Below are 17,840 nucleotides of genomic sequence, written 5' to 3' on the forward strand. Positions count from 1 at the left end.
AGATGCCGCCTATCACCTGGCGGCAAGCAGTCAATCAGTTCGCCATTCTGTTCGGCGAGCGATTCACGAGCGCCATGAGCTGAGATCTTTTAACCCGACCTCAGCACACGAAATTCCTGACACCTCCGGACGAGCCGGCACCTGTAAGTTCAACAACACTTCCCCGTCCTTCCTCTGTAGCGCGCTGCCTGCCGTTCCCGAAAGAACTCTTCGTAGCTCATCACATCCCGGTCGGGATGTATCCGCCTCATATGCGAAACGTACGTCTCGTAGTCGGGCAGTCCGACCATCAACCGTATGGTCTGGCCGAGATAGCGCCCGGCGTTACGCACGTCGTGCCTCAGTCCTGAAAACATCACGGTCTCCGCTCAGTTAGTGCCAACTGTACGCTCGTCGGTGGGCAGCATCTCGAATTGCATCTCCCGATCAGTAGCACAATCTTCGCGACGAGCACGCACGACAGCAAGCGCCCCATACACGACAACAGTGACAACCACGAAGATAAACAGTCCGGCGAGCGCCGCGTCGATATAGTCGTTGAACATGACGCGATGCATCTGCGTAACAGACTTCGCGGGCGCGACGATCTTGCCTGCACGGTCAGCTGCGCCAAGTTTCGCTGCGTGCGCGAGGAAGCCGACCTTCGGGTTGGCATCGAAGATCTTCTGCCAGCCTGCCGTCATCGTACAGATCAGCAGCCACACGGTCGGTACCAGCGTGACCCATGCGAAGCGTTCGCGCTTCATCTTGAAGAGCACCACCGTGCCGAGCACGAGTGCAATTCCCGCAAGCATCTGGTTCGAGATGCCGAAGAGCGGCCAGAGCGTATTGATGCCGCCCAACGGGTCGACGATGCCTTGATAGAGGAAGTAGCCCCACGCCGCGACGCACAGCGCAGTCGCGATCAGATTGGCGGGGAGCGAATCTATGCGCTTGAGTGCAGGGTGGAATGTGCCGAGCAGGTCCTGCAGCATGAAGCGGCCGGCGCGCGTGCCCGCATCGACGGCCGTCAGGATGAAAAGTGCCTCGAACAGGATCGCGAAGTGATACCAGAACGCCATCATCGCCTGACCACCGATCACCTGATGCAAAATCTGAGCCATACCCACAGCGAGCGTCGGTGCGCCGCCCGCGCGCGCGACGATGGTCGTTTCACCGACGGCTTTTGCAGTTTGCGTCAGCATTTCCGGGGTAAGAACGAAACCCCATTGAGACACGGTCTGCGCTACGGCTTCAGGCATGTTGCCGAGCACCGCAGCTGGTGAGTTCATCGCAAAGTACACGCCCGGCTCGATTACTGCCGCTGCGACTAGGGCCATGATGGCGACAAAGGATTCCATCAACATCGCACCATAGCCGATGAAGCGCGCGTTGGCTTCATTATCGAGCAGTTTCGGCGTCGTGCCCGATGAAATCAGTGCATGGAAGCCCGACACTGCGCCGCAAGCGATGGTGATGAACAGGAAAGGGAAGAGATTGCCCGACCAGACGGGCCCCGTGCCGTCGATGAACTTCGTCATCGCCGGCATTTTCAGTTCCGGTGCGACGATCAGAATGCCGATTGCAAGGCCGAGGATCGTGCCGATCTTCAGGAACGTCGACAGATAGTCGCGCGGCGCGAGCAACAGCCACACGGGCAGCACCGATGCGATGAAACCGTAGCCGATAAGGATCCAGGTGAGCTGTGTGCCACTGAACGTGAACCAGGCGGCCAGTGCTGCGGAATCGTGCACCTGCTGGCCGAATGCGATCGATGCCATCAGCAGCACGAAGCCGATCACCGACACTTCACCGATACAGCCCGGGCGGAGAATGCGCGTGTAGATGCCCATGAAAAGGGCAATGGGAATCGTCGCGGCGACCGTGAACGTGCCCCACGGTGAATTCGTCAGTGCCTTGACGACGATCAGCGCCAGCACGGCGAGAATTATCACCATGATCAGGAAAGCACCGAACAGCGCAATTATGCCGGGGACAGTGCCAAGCTCCATCTTCACGAGATCGCCGAGCGAACGTCCGTCGCGGCGCGTCGAGATAAAGAGCACGATGAAGTCCTGCACCGCACCTGCGAACACGGCTCCCGCGAGAATCCAGAGCATGCCGGGCATATAGCCCATCTGCGCGGCGAGCACAGGGCCGACGAGCGGACCCGCGCCCGCGATGGCCGCGAAGTGATGGCCGAACAGCACGTACTTGTTAGTCGGCACGTAGTCGAGGCCGTCGTTATGCCGCACGGCAGGCGTCATACGCTGACCGTCGAGTTGCACGACCTGATTTGCGATGAAGTGGCTGTAGAAGCGGTACGCGATTAGGTAGACACAGACGGCGGCGATCACGACCCAGAGGGCGCTGACCTTTTCGCCGTGCGTGAGCGCGATGGTGCCGAACGCGAATGCGCCCAACAGTGCGACTGCCGTCCACACCAGAAAACTGGATGCCCGGTTCATAGGAGTCTCCAATATATTTTTATGAAACGACCGTCAGCGCCGCTGGTCGGTGCGCGCGGCGCATGGTCTGGGATGAGCCATGCTTTGGGCGTGTAGTATTCGTCTTCATCGAGTGCGTCACAAGCGCACAACTACGTAAGTGTGCTACGTAGTTCTACGTAGCCCGCCCGACCGGATTGCCAACATGAAACTGAAAGCGAAGATATTTCTGCTCGCCGTCGTACCGTTTCTCGTCGCGATAGCTGGCATTGCCTTCGGCGTGCGCCATCAGGCGACGACGCTTGCGAAGGCGCAGCACGACACGACCCAGTTGGCCTATATGGGCAGCAAGAAAATTGAATTGCGCAATTATGTCGATCTCGCGACTAGCGCCATCAGGCCTCTGTACGACGAGGCCGGCAAGAATGCGCGCGACGATGCCATGCTGCGCGACCGCGCACTCGCGATGTTGCAGAAAATGGACTTTGGCCCCGACGGCTACTTTTTCGTCTACGACATGCATGGCCGTTCGTTGATGCACCCGCGCGAGCCGAATCTCGTCGGCCGTGACCTGTGGACGCTGCGCGATCCCGCAGGGGCGCCGACAATCCAACAACTGCTCGCCATGGCGGCGCAGGGAGGCGGCTATGTACGTTATGTGTGGCATCGTCCATCGACAGGCAAGCTCTCAGCGAAACTCGGCTATGTCGTGCCACTACAGCGCTGGGGCTGGATGCTCGGCACAGGCATCTATCTGGATGATGTTGATACGACTCTCGCAAGCATCGATCGGCGCGCATCGGCCGATATTGACCACACGATGATGTGGATCGGCATCATTGCGCTGGCCGGGATTTGTGTGATTGCCGTGTGCGCGCTTGTGTTGAACGTAAGCGAGCATCGCAGCGCCGATGCCAAGCTCAAGCGTCTCACACAGCAGGTGGTCGAGTCGCAGGAAAACGAACGGGCGCGGCTGTCACGGGAACTTCACGACGGCATCAGCCAGATGCTCGTGTCCGTCAAGCTGCTACTCGAATCGGCGCTTGCGCGTTTCGAACTGAGCGCAACGCGCGTCCCGCCGGCAGAAGCAGCGCTGTCCATGGGGATCACGCGTCTCGCCGATGCGCTACGCGAGGTGCGCCGCATCTCGCATGCACTGCGTCCTTCGATGCTTGACGATCTGGGCCTCGCGGCGGCGCTCGAACAGCTGACGCGCGAGTTGAGCGCGCAGAGTCAACTGGCGATTGGGTTCACGCAGAATTGCCACGATCACGCCGCGCACTTGCCCGATACTGTGAAAACGACGCTCTTTCGTATCGCGCAGGAAGCATTGATCAATATTCTCCGGCACGCACATGCGAGTCGGGCGGCGTTGGCGCTCGAAGTATCGGGGAGCGAGATCACTCTCTCTATCAGCGACGACGGACGGGGCTTCAATGTCGAACGCGTACAGTCCGGTCTTTTTGGCGGCGTCGGTCTACGCAACATCCGTGAGCGGCTGGAGGCTCTCAACGGCAGCCTGCAACTAGACTCACGCGCGGGCCATACAATAGTCACGGCGACCGTGCCGCTTTTCATGCGCGGCCCGCTTCCGGAAGAACTGCAGGCAAACCATTCATGAGCTATCCAACGGGCGCGGCGCGCCTCATCCTTGTCGATGATCATCCGCTTGTGCGCGACGGCTTGCGCGCGCGTCTTGAAGCTGTGCCAGGCTTTGCTGTCGTCGGCGAAGCGGGGAATGCGGAACAAGCGATGACGCTCGCTGCAGCGCAGGAGCCCGACCTCGTGCTGATGGATGTCGGCATGAAGGGGATCAATGGAATAACGCTCGCCGCGCTGTTTCATGAGCGCTTTCCTGACATACGCGTGCTCATGCTGTCGATGCACGACAACGTTGAGTATGTGACCAACGCCGTTCGCGCCGGTGCGCGCGGCTATATTTTGAAGGATTCACCGGGAGCGGAAATCATTCGCGCGATCGGTGCGGTTCTTGATGGGAAGACGTTCTTCAGCGAAGAACTTGGCGCGCGGCTTATCCAGGCGTCGACCCTTCGTGATCCTAGGGAGCGTTTGACACCGCGAGAGCGTGACATTCTTGATCAACTGGCCGAAGGTCTGTCGAGCAAGCAGATCGCACACCGCAGCGGTCTGTCAGTGAGAACCGTTGAAACGCATCGGCAGAATCTGAAGCGCAAACTCGAAATTGATGGTCAGGCCGAGCTGATCAAGTTCGCCGTGGAGCACCGGCGCTCAGGTTAGGTCGACTGCCCGGAAAATCGGTGTTGCGCGAATCGGAAAGCGGCGATGCGTGTGCGTTTCAGCGCATCCAGCCGTGCAGCGCGCACTTCTGCCCGCCGATCTCGAGACCCGCCTCCCGCGACGGCGCGACAACCGACCACGACTTCAGCCGAACGCGCTTGCCTTCGAGGCGCTCGGCGCCGCGATGCGAACGCATGCGCCGCTGATCTGACCGCACCGTGCGAAGCCTGCGCCGAACGTGTTGCACCAACGTCGAATGATTGCGTAGCGGACGACAACGTTGGACGCGGTGGAATGGTTTGGCTACATGCGGCGACGCCCCGAAACTCCGGTTTCTCGCGACGGTGCTCGCCATTAGTTGCGCGATCACGCTGGATCCTGATGGTGTAACAAGACTATCTTATGCGCCGAGTGAAGGCTGATATCCAGTGGATTGGCATGAGGTAACGGTGTCGAATCTCCATTGCTACTTCGCCGCACCGCGCTCGTCATTCTGGTCGATGCGTTGTTTCTCACGGTCTCCAGGCGCTGCTTTCATTCGCGGCTTGTCGCGCGGCATCTCGCGACTGTCGCGCGCTGCTAATCGGCGGATCGTTTCCGATCGGCAGCAGGCCGGGCGCGCGGACCATGGTTTCCATTCACATTCCGCTCGATGGCGGACCTCGAACATGATCAGGATACTCATTGCGGACGATCACGCGATTGTTCGTGGCGGACTCAGGCAGATCATCGCAACCACGAGCGATATCATCGTCGTGGCGGAAGCGATGCAAGGGACAGAAGTGATCGACAGGCTGCGCAGTTGCGTCGTGGATCTGCTGCTGCTCGACATGACAATGCCCGGCATCAGTGGCGTCGATCTGATCCGCAGAGTGCGGGTGGAGCAACCGTCGCTGCCCGTACTCGTGCTGAGCATTCACGATGAACCACAGGTGGCCTCGCGCGCATTGCTCGCGGGCGCAACAGGCTATCTGACCAAGGACAGCGACCCGGACGTGCTGCTCGCGGCGATCCGCAAGCTCGCGGAAGGCGGCCGCTTCATCGACCCGAAACTCGTCGATGCCATGGTCTTCGAAACACGGCGCGGCGACGTGCCACCGCATGAGGTGCTGTCGGACCGCGAGTTTCAGGTGCTGCAGATGCTCGCGGCGGGCCGGAGCATCAACGAAATCGCCGACGCGTGCTCGCTCAGCGCGAAAACAATCAGTACATACAAGACGCGCTTAATGCAGAAGCTCGGACTTTCCAACAATGCGGGGGTGATACGGTATGCCATCCGGCATGGGTTGATCGTCGAATAAGCGGAGGTGAATGGCGCGCACGCTCTTTCTGTCAGAAGGGCGTCGGACCTAACGCAGTGTTAGCTTTCGTAGTGGCGCATCTGCCGTTCGCACTAGTGCGCAGCAAACCGTCTGTCGGCGGCCCGCCGGGGTGCAGAAGTATTCTTTGCGACGGGTACGCCGTTCGTCCAGGTGCAATGATGGCGGATAGAACCTACTTGGCCTGAAGTGGTCTCCGAGTTCAGGCCGGCGTTCACGGACGGTAGAGCTAACCGGAACAAGGGCTCCAGTACACGTTCCCCGGCGCAGTGGGCGAGCTTCTGTTCGATGGTGGCTTCCTGGCATGACGCAGCAGATCGTCATTGTTGACCGTGAGCTCGGTGGTACCCGGCGCATGGGCGCAACTGATGACGATCGTCGGGACCGGCGGCCGCGATAAAGCGAGCTGTTCTTTGCCAGCTGGCCATGTTGCCCAACCGCTCTTGCCAATGTAACGACGCCGGTGGGTGCAATCGTATAAGTGTGGCTCTTCTCGTGGAAGGCGTTTGTGCGCTTTGTTGCAACACCGACAGAGAGTCCCTGTGCATCTGTCGGATAAGTGCCTGCGAGCTAGAGCGAAAAAGCACTGGTGACTTACTGCGCGTTCAGCCATCGTTACGGTGCGCTGAGCCATTAGATCAGCCAGTGCGGCGAGAAGATTAAGTTCAAACTTTTTTTGAAACGTTTTTTCTAGCCAATCCCCAACTGTAGGGCGAGTGTCGGGTCAGTCAATTGTGCGGAGGCGGCCTGACGCGTTATGCGCCAACGGCTGACAGGTTTTACGCTCAGAACGTTCTGGCTCACATCGCCGACCACAAAGCAATCGCATCGACGACCTGCTGCCCTGGAACGTGGCCGAAAAGTTGCCCACGCAACCCGTGTCTCTCCATCTATTTGCAGACTCCGGCGGTCTTCCGGAAGCTATCTGTTACTATGAGCGCGCTTTCACTGTTGGCCCTTACATGCGCGAAACATCGCAAACGTCACACACGACGCGCTTATGCTCGTCTCGACCGCCTTATCGCGACACAGCCCGGGTCGATGCGTTCCAGTGTCTTCCGCCACAACCGTAAAGACTTTCTCTTTGCTCTGGTGTATCGACCCCGAGCCGATGCTGGCAAAAATTGATTTCACTGTCACAGTCAAGCTCGGTGCCGCGCGACGCCATTGATTTCAATCATGCCGCCTATTTGCAAGCTCTTTTGCGATGAAAGGTGCAACGGTACACTTATGTCATGATCGATAGGTCGACCGCATCGCTGTATGGCCAGTTCCTTCGCGCAAAGCAACTCACCGACATATTGTCGGCCGCATTCGCTACGCTCGGTTCCCTCGGCCTGAGAGCAGGGGCGAATACCTTAATCAGCTTACGGTCGTTGCCTTCATGATCGCAAGAAAGCGTAAGATTTTCACTTATGATCTTTACCCAAAACGGTGAACGCGCAAAGTGAGAATTTGTGTATTCACTGCAAAAGTCAAGAGGAATACTATCGATAACATAATCGAATGAAAGAGCACGAAGCCCGCGAAATCGGCGCAGATATCGACGCAATTGCACCGTCCGCGGCGCGCCGAGCCAGCTACTTGACAAGCTCACGATACTCTACGCGCATCCAGGTCATCATTCGGGGCACGCGTGATCATCGACTGCGCGAACGTCGCAGCAAGTGGTGGCCGTGAAGTGCGTGCATTACGGCGTATTGGTCCCGGTCTCGGAAAGTTTCGCGGGACGATCGGGCGAACGCAATTCTGTCCCAACAACTTCAGTGCTTTTTGCGTGTGGTTATAGGCCACGTCGATTTCACGACGCATTTTAAACCGTCCTACCGTCATAAACATGTCAAATTTCGACCTGCCAAAAGACATGGCAAACCATCTGGTTGATCCGCATTACTATACCAACCCTGATCGTCTCCATGAAACGTATGCTTGGGCGCGCGCTAACAACCCTGTCGGGCGTGCAATGGCGGACGGGCATGATCCGTTCTGGGTGGTCACGAAACACGCCGACGTCTCCATGATTTCACGAGATACCGTCTCGTTTTGCAACGGCGAGTATTCTGTCGTCTGCCGGCCGAAAGCGTCGATCGAGCATGTTATTTCCGCAACTGGTAGTCCGAACATTGTCCGCTCGCTTGTGCATGTCGATGGGGACGAGCACAAGAATCTACGTGCGCTGACACAGTCATGGTTCATGCCGAACAGCATCATCAAGCTTGACGGCCGCATTCGATCGCTGGCACGTGCGATGACCGCGAAACTGCTGCAGCAAAGTGGGCAAGTGATCGATTTTGCGAACGACGTTGCATCCCACTACCCGCTGAACGTGATCATGGATATTCTCGGAGTTCCGCAGGAGGATTCGCTGCGGCTTTTGACGCTGACTCATGAGATGTTCGGAAGCGAGGATGCGGAATACAAGCGCGAGATGCAGCGCCAAGGCGGCTCAAGCAGCGCAATGGGCAAGGCCCTGCTGTCCGTTGTGGCCGACTTCAAGGACTACTTCAAGCGCCTCACCGAAGACCGTCGGGCGAACGCGCGTAACGATATCGCGAGCGTACTAGCCAACGCGGTGGTCAACGGCCAGCCTATCGATGAAGCAACCCTTCTTGGCTATTACGTGATCATCGCCGCGGCGGGGCACGATACGGTTTCATCGTCCACCTCAGTCGCGATGTGGGCGTTGAGTCGCTTCCCTGAGCTGCTGCCGCGACTTCAGGCGGACCATTCGCTGATTCCGCAGTTTATCGACGAAACCCTTCGTTACGCATCGCCAGTGCGACATTTCATGCGTACGGCAACTGCCGACACCGACGTCCGAGGACGAACAATCCGAAAGGGCGATTGGCTGATGCTCTGCTACGGTTCAGCAAATTGTGACGAGGAAGTCTTTCCTGAGCCGTTCAATTTCAATATCGACCGCAAACCGAACCGGCATCTCGCATTCGGCGTTGGCGCTCACGTGTGCCTTGGTCAGCATCTCGCAAACATGGAGATGCGCATCCTGTTTGAGGAACTGATCCCGAGGTTGCGGCTTGTCGAGCCGGCGGGGGAAATTGAATTCATCGCGTCCAACTTCGTCGGTGGTCCAAAGCATCTTCCGGTGCGCTGTGTGATGCAATGATTGCACCAAAAACAGCGAAGGAATGCTGCCACGAAGCCGAGGACATGATTGGTGTAACGATCGTGAATGGCTCAAACGCTTCTAATATTCTGAGAATCAGGTATCGGCAAGTCCGCCAATCTTGGCCGTTTTGATGAAAAATATTCGAAGTGCATCGCGCCCAGTGCCTTGTAATTTGAGCACGTAATTTTAAATCTTGACGCTTTTGAAAGCAAACGACCGGGAAAATACGAGACCGGTCATCTGCTGGGAAATAAATATTTAGTTATTTGGTCCCTTGTTTGTTCTATCTTAATAACGTCAGTGATCAGTCCGCTAATTTTTAATAACCTTGGATCTTCAATTTCTTTGGATAGTGTTTGCACCGTGGTCCTGGCGTCCTCATCAAGGCTAGATAAAACCTTGTTCATCGTATCCGGACTGAAAACGCCAATGTGCGCATGCGGATATGCCAGCACTGCTACCGGGTCGAACCCGGGTCCACACATGGCGTAAACACCGCCTGTGTAAGCTTTTCGCGCAACGAGGAGTAACTTCGGCACCTTACATTGAATATGCGATCGAAACAATTCTGCTGCCGCCGAGAATATGCCGCTACGTTCCGCTTCTTTGCCTATCATGAATCCGGGGACATCTGCAACAAATATAATCGGAGTTTTTGTTTTTGCGGCAATGTTTATCATTTTGACCATTTTAGACGCAGATTTCCGATGAATTATGCCTCCGTTGTGTCGAGGGTTGTTGGCGATAACCGCGATCAGATTCCTTCTGATGGTTGCATAGCCGGTCAATACCTCCTGTGCGTATAGTGCGCTTATTTCGGTCAGGCTGCCTTTATCGATAAAAGAATATAGCAAATCATGCATGTCATATGGTGTTCGGTGATTCGATGGAATCAATTTTTCAAAATCGATCGGATCGGGATCTTGATATTCAAAAACACTGCGTGAGTTGCCTTTAAAAATATCATTAACCAATTTTTTTAAGCATCGGAACAAGCTTCCTTCGTCATCAAATACCAGTTGAACCGAGCCTGAGTCCTTGCTGTGAACGTTTGTTCCGCCTAGTGAATAGAGGTCGGACTCCTGCGCCAGCATGGCCTTCACCATATCCGGCCGACCCATACATAAAGCGCCATTCTTAGTCATCAGTACCAAATCTGCGAGCATCAGCGGTAAAGCAAGTGGGCCTGAAGTAGGACCGAGTATGGCGGAAATCAGCAGATTAGTTTCTGAGAATTCCGCGATAGATGCGCTTACCCGACCCATTCCCGAGGGAGACAAAAGCAGTCTGGACATGTCTCGCGAAAGCACCTTTGCCGTGTCGAAACTGCCTGTCCCTCCAGACTGATCCTGAATGTAGATCAGCGGGGCACCGTTATTCTGAGCCTGACTTACCGTGCTTATGATTTGGCGGGCAGTGCGCCACTGGCCACTTCCTCGGAACTCACAGTCTTGCCCGCGATTCATGACCAGAAACGTCCTTACTGAATTTACCAATCCTTCACCGCAGATGAAATGACCCCTCTCATCCTGGTGGTGATCAACAAAACTGCTAGGGTCAAAGAGCGCATTTATCCGCTTCAGGGAAATTTGCATTTACGTTTGCCCCTCCCGGCAGTGCGTGTGAGACCAGCTACTGCTGGCGCTGTTGCTCTGAGCGGTGCTATACGGTAGCCCACTTTTACGAAATCAGAATTTCTTCAATACATGTTGCCGCGGCCAGAAGGCGGCGATCTTGACCTCGCGCAGCGTCCAGACTCAATCCCACCGGCAGTGACTTATTGGGCGCGACAGGAAGGGTGATGGAAGGCATCGCGGCGTTGCTCGCCAAATCAGTGTTGCGAATCACGTCCGCAAATAGTCCAGGCCGCCCGGCATCGATCAGACGCGGTACGGAACGCGGAACGGTTGGGTAAGCGAGAAAATCGATGTCCCAGTTGTTAAACAACGTATTCATTTCCATGCGTAAGGCGGCTATACTCTGGATAGCTGATGAATAGTCTCGGGAGGAGATAAGCTTTCCGGCCAGATTGGTGTGAATGATATCGCGGACATCAGTGTCACGAATGTTATCGAACACGGTATTTATCCTGTTTGCCCACCCCAGCGAAAGCAATGCCCGCGGGAAGTCCGTGAAAAATTCATAAATCGGAACGGTAAACGTTCCGACCTTGTTTAGCCCGGCAACAGCCGAATCATCCAGATCGATGCACTGGAAACCTGCACGAGTCAGTCGTCTGACGGCGTGCCCGCAGTACTTTCGGACATCATCGTCCAGTTCCGTCCACATCGACGCCGGAAGGCCGATTCGGCGTCGGGTACTTTTCATTTTTGTCGGAAGCCGATCTTCCGGGGACAGCAACTCATATAGAAACTGCGCATCTTTTGCTGTCTTCGTCAGCAGGCCCGGGGAATCCTTGGTTCGAGAAACGGGGATGATGCCGGCTGAAGACCACCGACCGCTTGTGGGCCTAAAGCCGGTAATGCCACAGAAGGCGGCCGGTATCCTTACCGAGCCGCCGGTGTCCGTCCCGATTGCGATGGGAACGATGCCGGCTGCCACAGCCGCAGCGCAACCGCCACTGCTGCCTCCGGCCAGATGCTCGGGAGCTGCTGGATTCACCACAGTCCCCCATTGAGGGTTGACCGATGTGATGCCAAAGCTAAGTTCATGCATATTGTTCTTGCCGGCGACGACAGCGCCGAGCGATTTCAGCTTCCTGACGATAGAAGCATCGTGCTTGGCAATACAATCTTCCATTCCCGGTGTTCCCGCAGTGACAGGGAGACCTTTAACACAAATATTATCCTTTAATGAAAAAGGAATGCCAAATAGTGGTGCACCTTTTAAAGCGTCGTTTGCTCTAGCAAAGTACGTCTCTGCGTCGCATGTACGAATGAAGCAGTTGAGCGTTGCCGCACGTACATCCGCGCCAAGTATGCGCTCCCGTATTTCAGTTGCTGACAGTGCACCAGTCCGTATGCGATCGCAGAGTGATTGCAGTGTGTTTTCAAAATGCATAGGGCCTCAAATGCCTGGGAACGTGCGGTATCAGTAACGGTAAGCGATGCGTACTTCGTCAAGCGGGTTACCCGGCAGAAGCTTCCCTCCTGTGCTGCGTATCACGGCGCATGCACTGTTCACAGCCGTCTGCACAGCTCCCTCAATCCATCCTCCGGTGAAAGAACAGCCACATCCAGCCAGATAGAGGCCGGTATCCCTTGAGGGATCATTTGCGGTCTTGTACTGAAAGAAGAGTCGTTGTGAATAGACATCCTCGCCGGGATAGTTGAGCTTAAACGCTCCGGAGGAGTGCGGGTCGGTCAGCCAGTCGTGGTGAAGGACACTAGTATCATAATCATCGCCGGCCGGAACCAAGTGACGCGCAAGTTCTGGATGGAATGTTGCAAGTTCCTCAACAAAGCGATCACACCGCTGCTTTTTGTCGGCGACGCTGAGCAGCTTGTGGGCGTCGTCTTCCCACGTGTAACTGAGTAAAACCACGCCCGGCCCATCTGAGTTATCAGGTTCGTAATCGAGACAATATACGCCCCGGGCGAAACCATCCGACTGGATGGCGACTGGCAGCCCGTTTGTCATCCAGAATTTCTCGCGGGTCAGCATAAACAGTTTTGACGACCCTGTGAGATGTGTTTCCCGCACGGCTCGGGATACGTCGCGGCTTAGAAACGTTTCGTCGTCTGTCAGACAGTGAGCGATTTGCATTGCTCTGTTGTTGCTGGTAACGATTACGCGGTCGACGCCCACTATCCCATCTCTATCCGTTAAGAGTTTTATCTTCCCATCCTCTTTGTAGATACGCCCCACGTTGCTAAAGCGAACCCGTTCGCTAACAGTGCTTCCTCCGATCTCCTGTTCGGCCAGCCGTTCAACCAATGTGGCAGTTCCGCTCGAGATCAGGCGCTGATCATCGAGATAGCCGTTAATGACGAGACGCAGGATCTCAGTGAATCCCGCTTGATAGACAGGCAGAAAGCCGCCGGAACCTATCCCTAAAGAGCCGAACAGCTCGAAGTCGTCAGGTCTCTTCCATGGGACGCTGCCGGGTGGATTCGGCCCAGTGAAAATCGTCACAATGGCGGAATAAAACGAACTGTCCCGAAATGCGTCGAGCCAGGCCTGCCATGCTGTACGTGCTTCTTCGAGTTGATGTGACCTCAACATGGCCGTAATTTTTGTTGGCGCTACGAGAGAGACGCCGTTTAGCACACACCCGTGACGTAATAAGGCTGTCCAGCCTGCATGAACGCGTCTGAATAATGGCGGTGGAGGGTCTCCCGCAGGCCAAACATGACGAGCGCCGCGATAATGCAGTGCGGTATCGACCACTCCTGGGTCAGGGAAAGACGCTGTCGTGCAGATGTTATGTTTGTTTAGATAGTGAAAAAGGCCGGTCGCACTAGGAGGAAATCGCATTGCGCCCATTTCAGCAATAAGATGTGGATGCTTTGGATCAAATGTTTGGGACCAAATTCTTCCTCCAATGCGATCGCGAGCCTCAAATAATGTAATGTCGCTTACACCTGCTCGCAATAGTTCTGTGGCAGCCACAAGGCCGCTGATACCGGCTCCAACGATGGCAACTCGGGGAGTGGGGATACCGGACGGAAAGTAGCCAATTCCTCCTTCAGACTCTGAAAGTTGGAGGAAGGGAGCGTAGTCATACAGCAGGTCAACAGTCGGCGATGAACTTTGTGAAAATTCGACACGGTTCTTCATGGATTGTCTCCGTTGTGACAATGCATCCGCCTAGGGAACGATGGTTGATGTGAATGCTGCAGCGGCCTTCGTTCGCAAAGATCGGATACTGATCTATTCCGTAGTCGAAGCCTATACAGCATGCCGCCAAAAAATTCCATTCATTGAAGTCACGGTGAATGTGACCATATCAAAAGCACCGGACCCATATCAAACAAATAATATTGATACTCGTACCAGGCTATTGGAGCTTCTTTGACGCTTTGCATTACGACACGCTAGCTGGCAATCGGTGCCTCAAAATCGCTAGGCACTCACACCGACTGATGTTGCGAGCAAACCCCGGTGCCGCGCAGGATTGGCGCCGATTCAGACTGCGGAGCTATCCGGAAGACGAAAGCAGCCCTTCCAGAACGAGCCCACGTGATGAAAATCTTCCTCGGAGCAGTCGCACGTATGGACGCCGCGAGGAGAACATCCATCGGCCAACATGTAGGCGCGAGCGCGAAGTTGCGGGTTTTGCGACGGGTGCGCACAGGTATGCCTTTCGCGCTTGCTTTCCCTTGAATCGGCGACATTTTTCGCTGGATTAGACGACAGATGCACGCGGAAAGGCGTCGGGCGCGTAGATGGCGCATCGCTATATGTCGCCTGTGGAATGGCTGCGTCGCTATCACACTGTAATCAATAATTAGGATGTCTAGACGTGTGTGTTTACGCCATCCACAGTTGGTCAAGCCCATTGAAAGTCAGTAGCATACTCCGTCATGGAGTAGCGTTAACCATTTAAAGATCAAATGGTTCCTATCCAAACAATCGATTTTCGGAATTTTTGGAAATGCCGCATAGTAGGTCACGCACCGTTCTGACGGCACGGTAATTCACGGTGACCGTATGAATGCGGCGTGAAGATAAAATTTGTATGGCCTTACCGGGTGCGGATCTCGACGCCGAACCGGACTTACCAGGCCGCGCTGAAGATCAATAACCGTTGTGCCGGTGATCCTCGGTGAAGAAAGTCGGCTGTGTCGACGCAAGAATTGCGCCGACCGAGGCGGCACGTTCGGTCGATTTTCTCGGAGCGAAACAGATGCATATTCTCGATGTTAATCAGATGGCCGAGTTTTTTGTGAAATCGTTTAGGCTCGTTGCGATCTTCGCTTCATTGTGCGTCGTGCTTGAGTTGATCTTTCCGGCTTATCGATACAGTTTTGCGTCTTACGTTCGCGGCGTGCGGAATTGGATCATTCGCATTGGGCTCGGTGCCGTAGTCTGGCACGGCTACGCCGTCGGTTTGGAATGGTTAGGCGTCGAGCCGCTCCTAACGGTCAATTTCGCGACATTGATTCACTCAGACAACGCAATCATTAACGTGGGCTTGGCCGTCCTTTCTGGAGTCATGGTGGCGATCGCCGGCGACTTTTTTTACTACTGGATGCATCGAGCTCAGCATGCTATTCCATTCATGTGGCGCATGCACGCTACTCATCACTCGATTCGCGAGCTGACAGCGTGGAATTGCAATCATCACGTTTCCGAACCGCTTATTTATGCAGTGTTTGTGGCACTACCACTCACGCTGATTCACTTTGAATCTGGCGTGGTGCCCGCTGTTGCGATGACACTGATTGCCTTTCAGGCGCATCTTTCGCACTCTAGCACCCGCATCAATCTTGGTCCGCTTCGATACGTCATCGGCGACAATAAATTCCACCGTATTCACCACTCGTTGGAACTGCATCACCGACGCCGAAACTACGGGTTCTTCACGACTATCTGGGACACGGTTTTTCGTACAGCGTACTGGCCGAAAAGGGATGAGTGGCCGGAAGTTGGTCTTCGAGACCAGTCTGAACCGCTCACCGTGATTGACTACGTTATGTTTCCGTTTGATCGTAGCCGCTGGTGCAAGGCTAGTGCTGGCGCCGGTGTACGGCAGAGTTGAGGCTGGGATTGAGCGCTGCAAAGGTTTACGCTGAGAATCAGATTGTCGAACACAGAAGGATGTATAGCTGAAAACTCGACGAAGATGCACTGGGCGGGCGTGTCCCGCCCCGCTTGATGTGATCCAGGCGTGCGTGCGCTGGGTGCCAGCGAAACTTCGAAGAATTGATGGGGGCGAGGCGTCTCAGTGGATCGGTTAACCGTGCATCGTTGGGCGCTTACAGTAAGTTGCTGCCGTTGCGGGAGAAGCGTTTTATCACCAACGCACTTTCGGCCGGGGTTGGTGCGTCAGTGAGATCTATACCAGAACCAAGAGCCAAAGGAAGGATCAGTATCACACAGTCGGCAAGGCCGGGCATACCATTCGTTCCGAGCTCGCCATTCTGGGCGATTTATTTTTCAAAATGCTGCCGTGCCGCCGCCTTATTCCAATGGACCTGCAACAGAAATCGATACGGCTGCGCAGGAAGTCAAGTTCGTGCGAACAGGATGCGCCGCTCGATCGCGCGGCGTCAGCGGCGATGTTTGAATTCAGGAATGTCTGCTGTGCTTGCGTCCTGCTCGATTGCATTCAGTGGCTCACATGGTCGCGGGGGAGATGTGGACAACAGCGTCACGAAAACTTTCTCCCACGCAGTGTTTCTATTTGGATTGGATTGCTGCTTAAGCCGCTCGCCCCCACTGATTCCGACAGATCCATCCACTTGACAGGAGGCAGCAATACCATGCCCCGAATCTCGATCCTAGCAAGCTACGCCGCCACCGCCACACTGATGCTTGGCGTCAGCAGCGCGCAGGCCGCGACTTGGTCTGCATCTTCCCCCGAAACCTCGTCCTGCTTCTCGACCAATCTATTCGCCTCGTGGATCTACGGCAGCTACACCCTCAACAACGACGTCTGGTCTCCCTGCCGCAATGTGGAAGCGGGTGCGCAGAGCATCTGGGCCAACACGAACCTCGACTGGGGCGTAACTTCAGATCAGCCCAACACCAGCGGCATCAAATCCTATCCGCACATCGGTTACTTGATCAACAAGACCATCAGTTCGCTGAACACGCTGACCGCGGCGGTATCGGCTACTACGCCTTCCGGCGGTGCATGGGAATCGACCCTCGATATATGGGCTAGCAACAATGCGCACGAGATTATGGTCTGGCTGAACTACACTGGAACCTCGGAGGGTTGCGGTAATGTCAAGCCGATCTCCTATAACTGGACGTCCGCTGGCTGCGCGATACCGCTGCACAGCAACGTCTCGCTAGCCGGTGGGACTTGGAACGTCTACGTGGGCAGCAACGGTAGCAACCCGGTTTATTCGTTCGTGCGCACAACTAAGACCAACGACACGACGATCGATGTACTCGCGATCATGAAGTACCTGAAGTCACTTAACTATTTCGACGACGTTATGATCGGCGAACTCCAGTATGGCTTCGAGATCACGTCATCGCCGGGCGGCCTGAGTTTCGCGTCCAAGAACTTCACCGTTACCGCCGAGTGATTCCACCGCCTAGCGTCGCGGACTGCCGTCTGCACGCCGGGCGTGCCGGGTTGTTTCATCGCGCGGCGCAGCGCGCGGGATACGTCACGCTCGATGAACCTGAAGCCAAGTTCTCTGTGCCGGGCAGTCATCTCGTTTTGTCGTAACAGCGACAGGCCTGGCTCCAGTTGTCGGGTTTGAATGTCGGCGTAGCGAGACAAGATGAACTAAGAGTTCGCTGCACTTGCGCCATAGGCCACCGCGCGCGAGTGGCACGGATCTCGCTCCTGCCTACTGCGCAACCGCCGTCGGTTGCTACGAGCCATCTATGGATGGATAGCGTGAGCGACAGCATGCTGCCCTCGACTGCCTGTAGCGGCGTCGTACAGATAACGCGCTTGGGTGCACCGGCGAAGCGCGCCTGCCGCCGCCTAGGCAGCAGGCAGGATAGTCATGCCTGTCTCACCGGGCGTACACCGATCATCATTGCAAGGAGTGTCGCATGGCCCTGAAGATCATTGCGTCGACGTGCACCGGCTGCTCGGCCTGCGAGCCGCAGTGCCCC

General features: G+C 55.8%; 12 protein-coding genes. 6 read left to right on the plus strand and 6 right to left on the minus strand.

What is annotated here, in order from left to right; translation table 11 throughout:
* Window positions 1-149: 149 nt before the first annotated feature.
* Together AB4Y32_RS39410 and AB4Y32_RS39415 are read right to left on the minus strand one after the other, a co-directional pair.
* Window positions 150-356, minus strand: coding sequence for a YbdD/YjiX family protein (locus tag AB4Y32_RS39410; protein ID WP_342937641.1), 207 nt, complete (start codon window positions 354-356; stop codon window positions 150-152).
* A gap of 12 nt (window positions 357-368) precedes the next feature.
* Window positions 369-2,447 (minus strand): carbon starvation CstA family protein, encoded by a 2,079-nt coding sequence (locus tag AB4Y32_RS39415; protein WP_368726430.1) that lies wholly within the window; start codon window positions 2,445-2,447, stop codon window positions 369-371.
* A gap of 184 nt (window positions 2,448-2,631) precedes the next feature.
* Here AB4Y32_RS39415 and AB4Y32_RS39420 point away from each other — a divergent pair, with 184 nt between their 5' ends.
* On the plus strand, window positions 2,632-4,047 hold the full coding sequence (locus AB4Y32_RS39420; protein ID WP_368726431.1) for a cache domain-containing protein: 1,416 nt from the start codon (window positions 2,632-2,634) through the stop codon (window positions 4,045-4,047).
* Complete coding sequence (locus tag AB4Y32_RS39425) at window positions 4,044-4,685, plus strand: response regulator transcription factor (RefSeq protein ID WP_342937638.1); 642 nt, start codon at window positions 4,044-4,046, stop codon at window positions 4,683-4,685. Before AB4Y32_RS39420 ends, AB4Y32_RS39425 begins: the two co-directional genes overlap by 4 nt.
* A gap of 58 nt (window positions 4,686-4,743) precedes the next feature.
* Here AB4Y32_RS39425 and AB4Y32_RS39430 read toward each other — a convergent pair whose 3' ends face one another.
* The gene (locus tag AB4Y32_RS39430; RefSeq protein WP_342937637.1) at window positions 4,744-4,881 is read right to left on the minus strand and encodes a hypothetical protein; all 138 of its coding nucleotides are present in this window, start codon (window positions 4,879-4,881) and stop codon (window positions 4,744-4,746) included.
* A gap of 472 nt (window positions 4,882-5,353) precedes the next feature.
* Between AB4Y32_RS39430 and AB4Y32_RS39435 the strand changes: the two genes are divergently transcribed.
* On the plus strand, window positions 5,354-5,986 hold the full coding sequence (locus AB4Y32_RS39435) for a response regulator transcription factor (RefSeq protein ID WP_342937636.1): 633 nt from the start codon (window positions 5,354-5,356) through the stop codon (window positions 5,984-5,986).
* Between the two features lie 1,849 nt (window positions 5,987-7,835).
* A complete protein-coding gene (locus tag AB4Y32_RS39440) occupies window positions 7,836-9,128 on the plus strand; it encodes a cytochrome P450 (RefSeq protein WP_368726435.1) in 1,293 nt (430 codons plus the stop codon).
* A 239-nt stretch (window positions 9,129-9,367) separates the two neighbouring features.
* On the opposite strand, the gene AB4Y32_RS39445 is transcribed toward AB4Y32_RS39440, so the two are convergent.
* The 3 genes from AB4Y32_RS39445 to AB4Y32_RS39455 all read right to left on the minus strand — a co-directional run bounded on the left by AB4Y32_RS39445 (window position 9,368) and on the right by AB4Y32_RS39455 (window position 13,871).
* A complete protein-coding gene (locus AB4Y32_RS39445) occupies window positions 9,368-10,726 on the minus strand; it encodes a carboxyl transferase domain-containing protein (RefSeq protein WP_368726432.1) in 1,359 nt (452 codons plus the stop codon).
* Window positions 10,727-10,811: 85 nt separating this feature from the next.
* A complete protein-coding gene (locus tag AB4Y32_RS39450; RefSeq protein ID WP_342945196.1) occupies window positions 10,812-12,152 on the minus strand; it encodes an amidase family protein in 1,341 nt (446 codons plus the stop codon).
* A gap of 30 nt (window positions 12,153-12,182) precedes the next feature.
* Window positions 12,183-13,871: an NAD(P)/FAD-dependent oxidoreductase gene (locus tag AB4Y32_RS39455; RefSeq protein ID WP_368726433.1), complete on the minus strand. Its 1,689-nt coding sequence runs from the start codon at window positions 13,869-13,871 to the stop codon at window positions 12,183-12,185.
* Between the two features lie 1,069 nt (window positions 13,872-14,940).
* On the opposite strand from AB4Y32_RS39455, the gene AB4Y32_RS39460 reads away from it, so the two are divergent.
* Both AB4Y32_RS39460 and AB4Y32_RS39465 read left to right on the plus strand, forming a co-directional pair.
* Window positions 14,941-15,795 (plus strand): sterol desaturase family protein, encoded by an 855-nt coding sequence (locus AB4Y32_RS39460; protein WP_368726436.1) that lies wholly within the window; start codon window positions 14,941-14,943, stop codon window positions 15,793-15,795.
* A 724-nt stretch (window positions 15,796-16,519) separates the two neighbouring features.
* Window positions 16,520-17,296 (plus strand): GH12 family glycosyl hydrolase domain-containing protein, encoded by a 777-nt coding sequence (locus AB4Y32_RS39465; protein WP_368726434.1) that lies wholly within the window; start codon window positions 16,520-16,522, stop codon window positions 17,294-17,296.
* Window positions 17,297-17,840: the final 544 nt, after the last annotated feature.

The organism is Paraburkholderia phymatum (assembly GCF_040965635.1).
Lineage (GTDB): Bacteria > Pseudomonadota > Gammaproteobacteria > Burkholderiales > Burkholderiaceae > Paraburkholderia > Paraburkholderia phymatum_B.

Coding starts and splice junctions, on each gene's coding strand:
- AB4Y32_RS39415 (WP_368726430.1), bottom strand. CDS start 2,447: ATGAACCGGGCATCCAGTTTTCTGGTGTGGACGGCAGTCGCACTGTTG.
- AB4Y32_RS39410 (WP_342937641.1), bottom strand. CDS start 356: ATGTTTTCAGGACTGAGGCACGACGTGCGTAACGCCGGGCGCTATCTC.
- AB4Y32_RS39460 (WP_368726436.1), top strand. CDS start 14,941: ATGCATATTCTCGATGTTAATCAGATGGCCGAGTTTTTTGTGAAATCG.
- AB4Y32_RS39430 (WP_342937637.1), bottom strand. CDS start 4,881: ATGCGTTCGCATCGCGGCGCCGAGCGCCTCGAAGGCAAGCGCGTTCGG.
- AB4Y32_RS39435 (WP_342937636.1), top strand. CDS start 5,354: ATGATCAGGATACTCATTGCGGACGATCACGCGATTGTTCGTGGCGGA.
- AB4Y32_RS39455 (WP_368726433.1), bottom strand. CDS start 13,871: ATGAAGAACCGTGTCGAATTTTCACAAAGTTCATCGCCGACTGTTGAC.
- AB4Y32_RS39465 (WP_368726434.1), top strand. CDS start 16,520: ATGCCCCGAATCTCGATCCTAGCAAGCTACGCCGCCACCGCCACACTG.
- AB4Y32_RS39425 (WP_342937638.1), top strand. CDS start 4,044: ATGAGCTATCCAACGGGCGCGGCGCGCCTCATCCTTGTCGATGATCAT.
- AB4Y32_RS39450 (WP_342945196.1), bottom strand. CDS start 12,152: ATGCATTTTGAAAACACACTGCAATCACTCTGCGATCGCATACGGACT.
- AB4Y32_RS39420 (WP_368726431.1), top strand. CDS start 2,632: ATGAAACTGAAAGCGAAGATATTTCTGCTCGCCGTCGTACCGTTTCTC.
- AB4Y32_RS39445 (WP_368726432.1), bottom strand. CDS start 10,726: ATGCAAATTTCCCTGAAGCGGATAAATGCGCTCTTTGACCCTAGCAGT.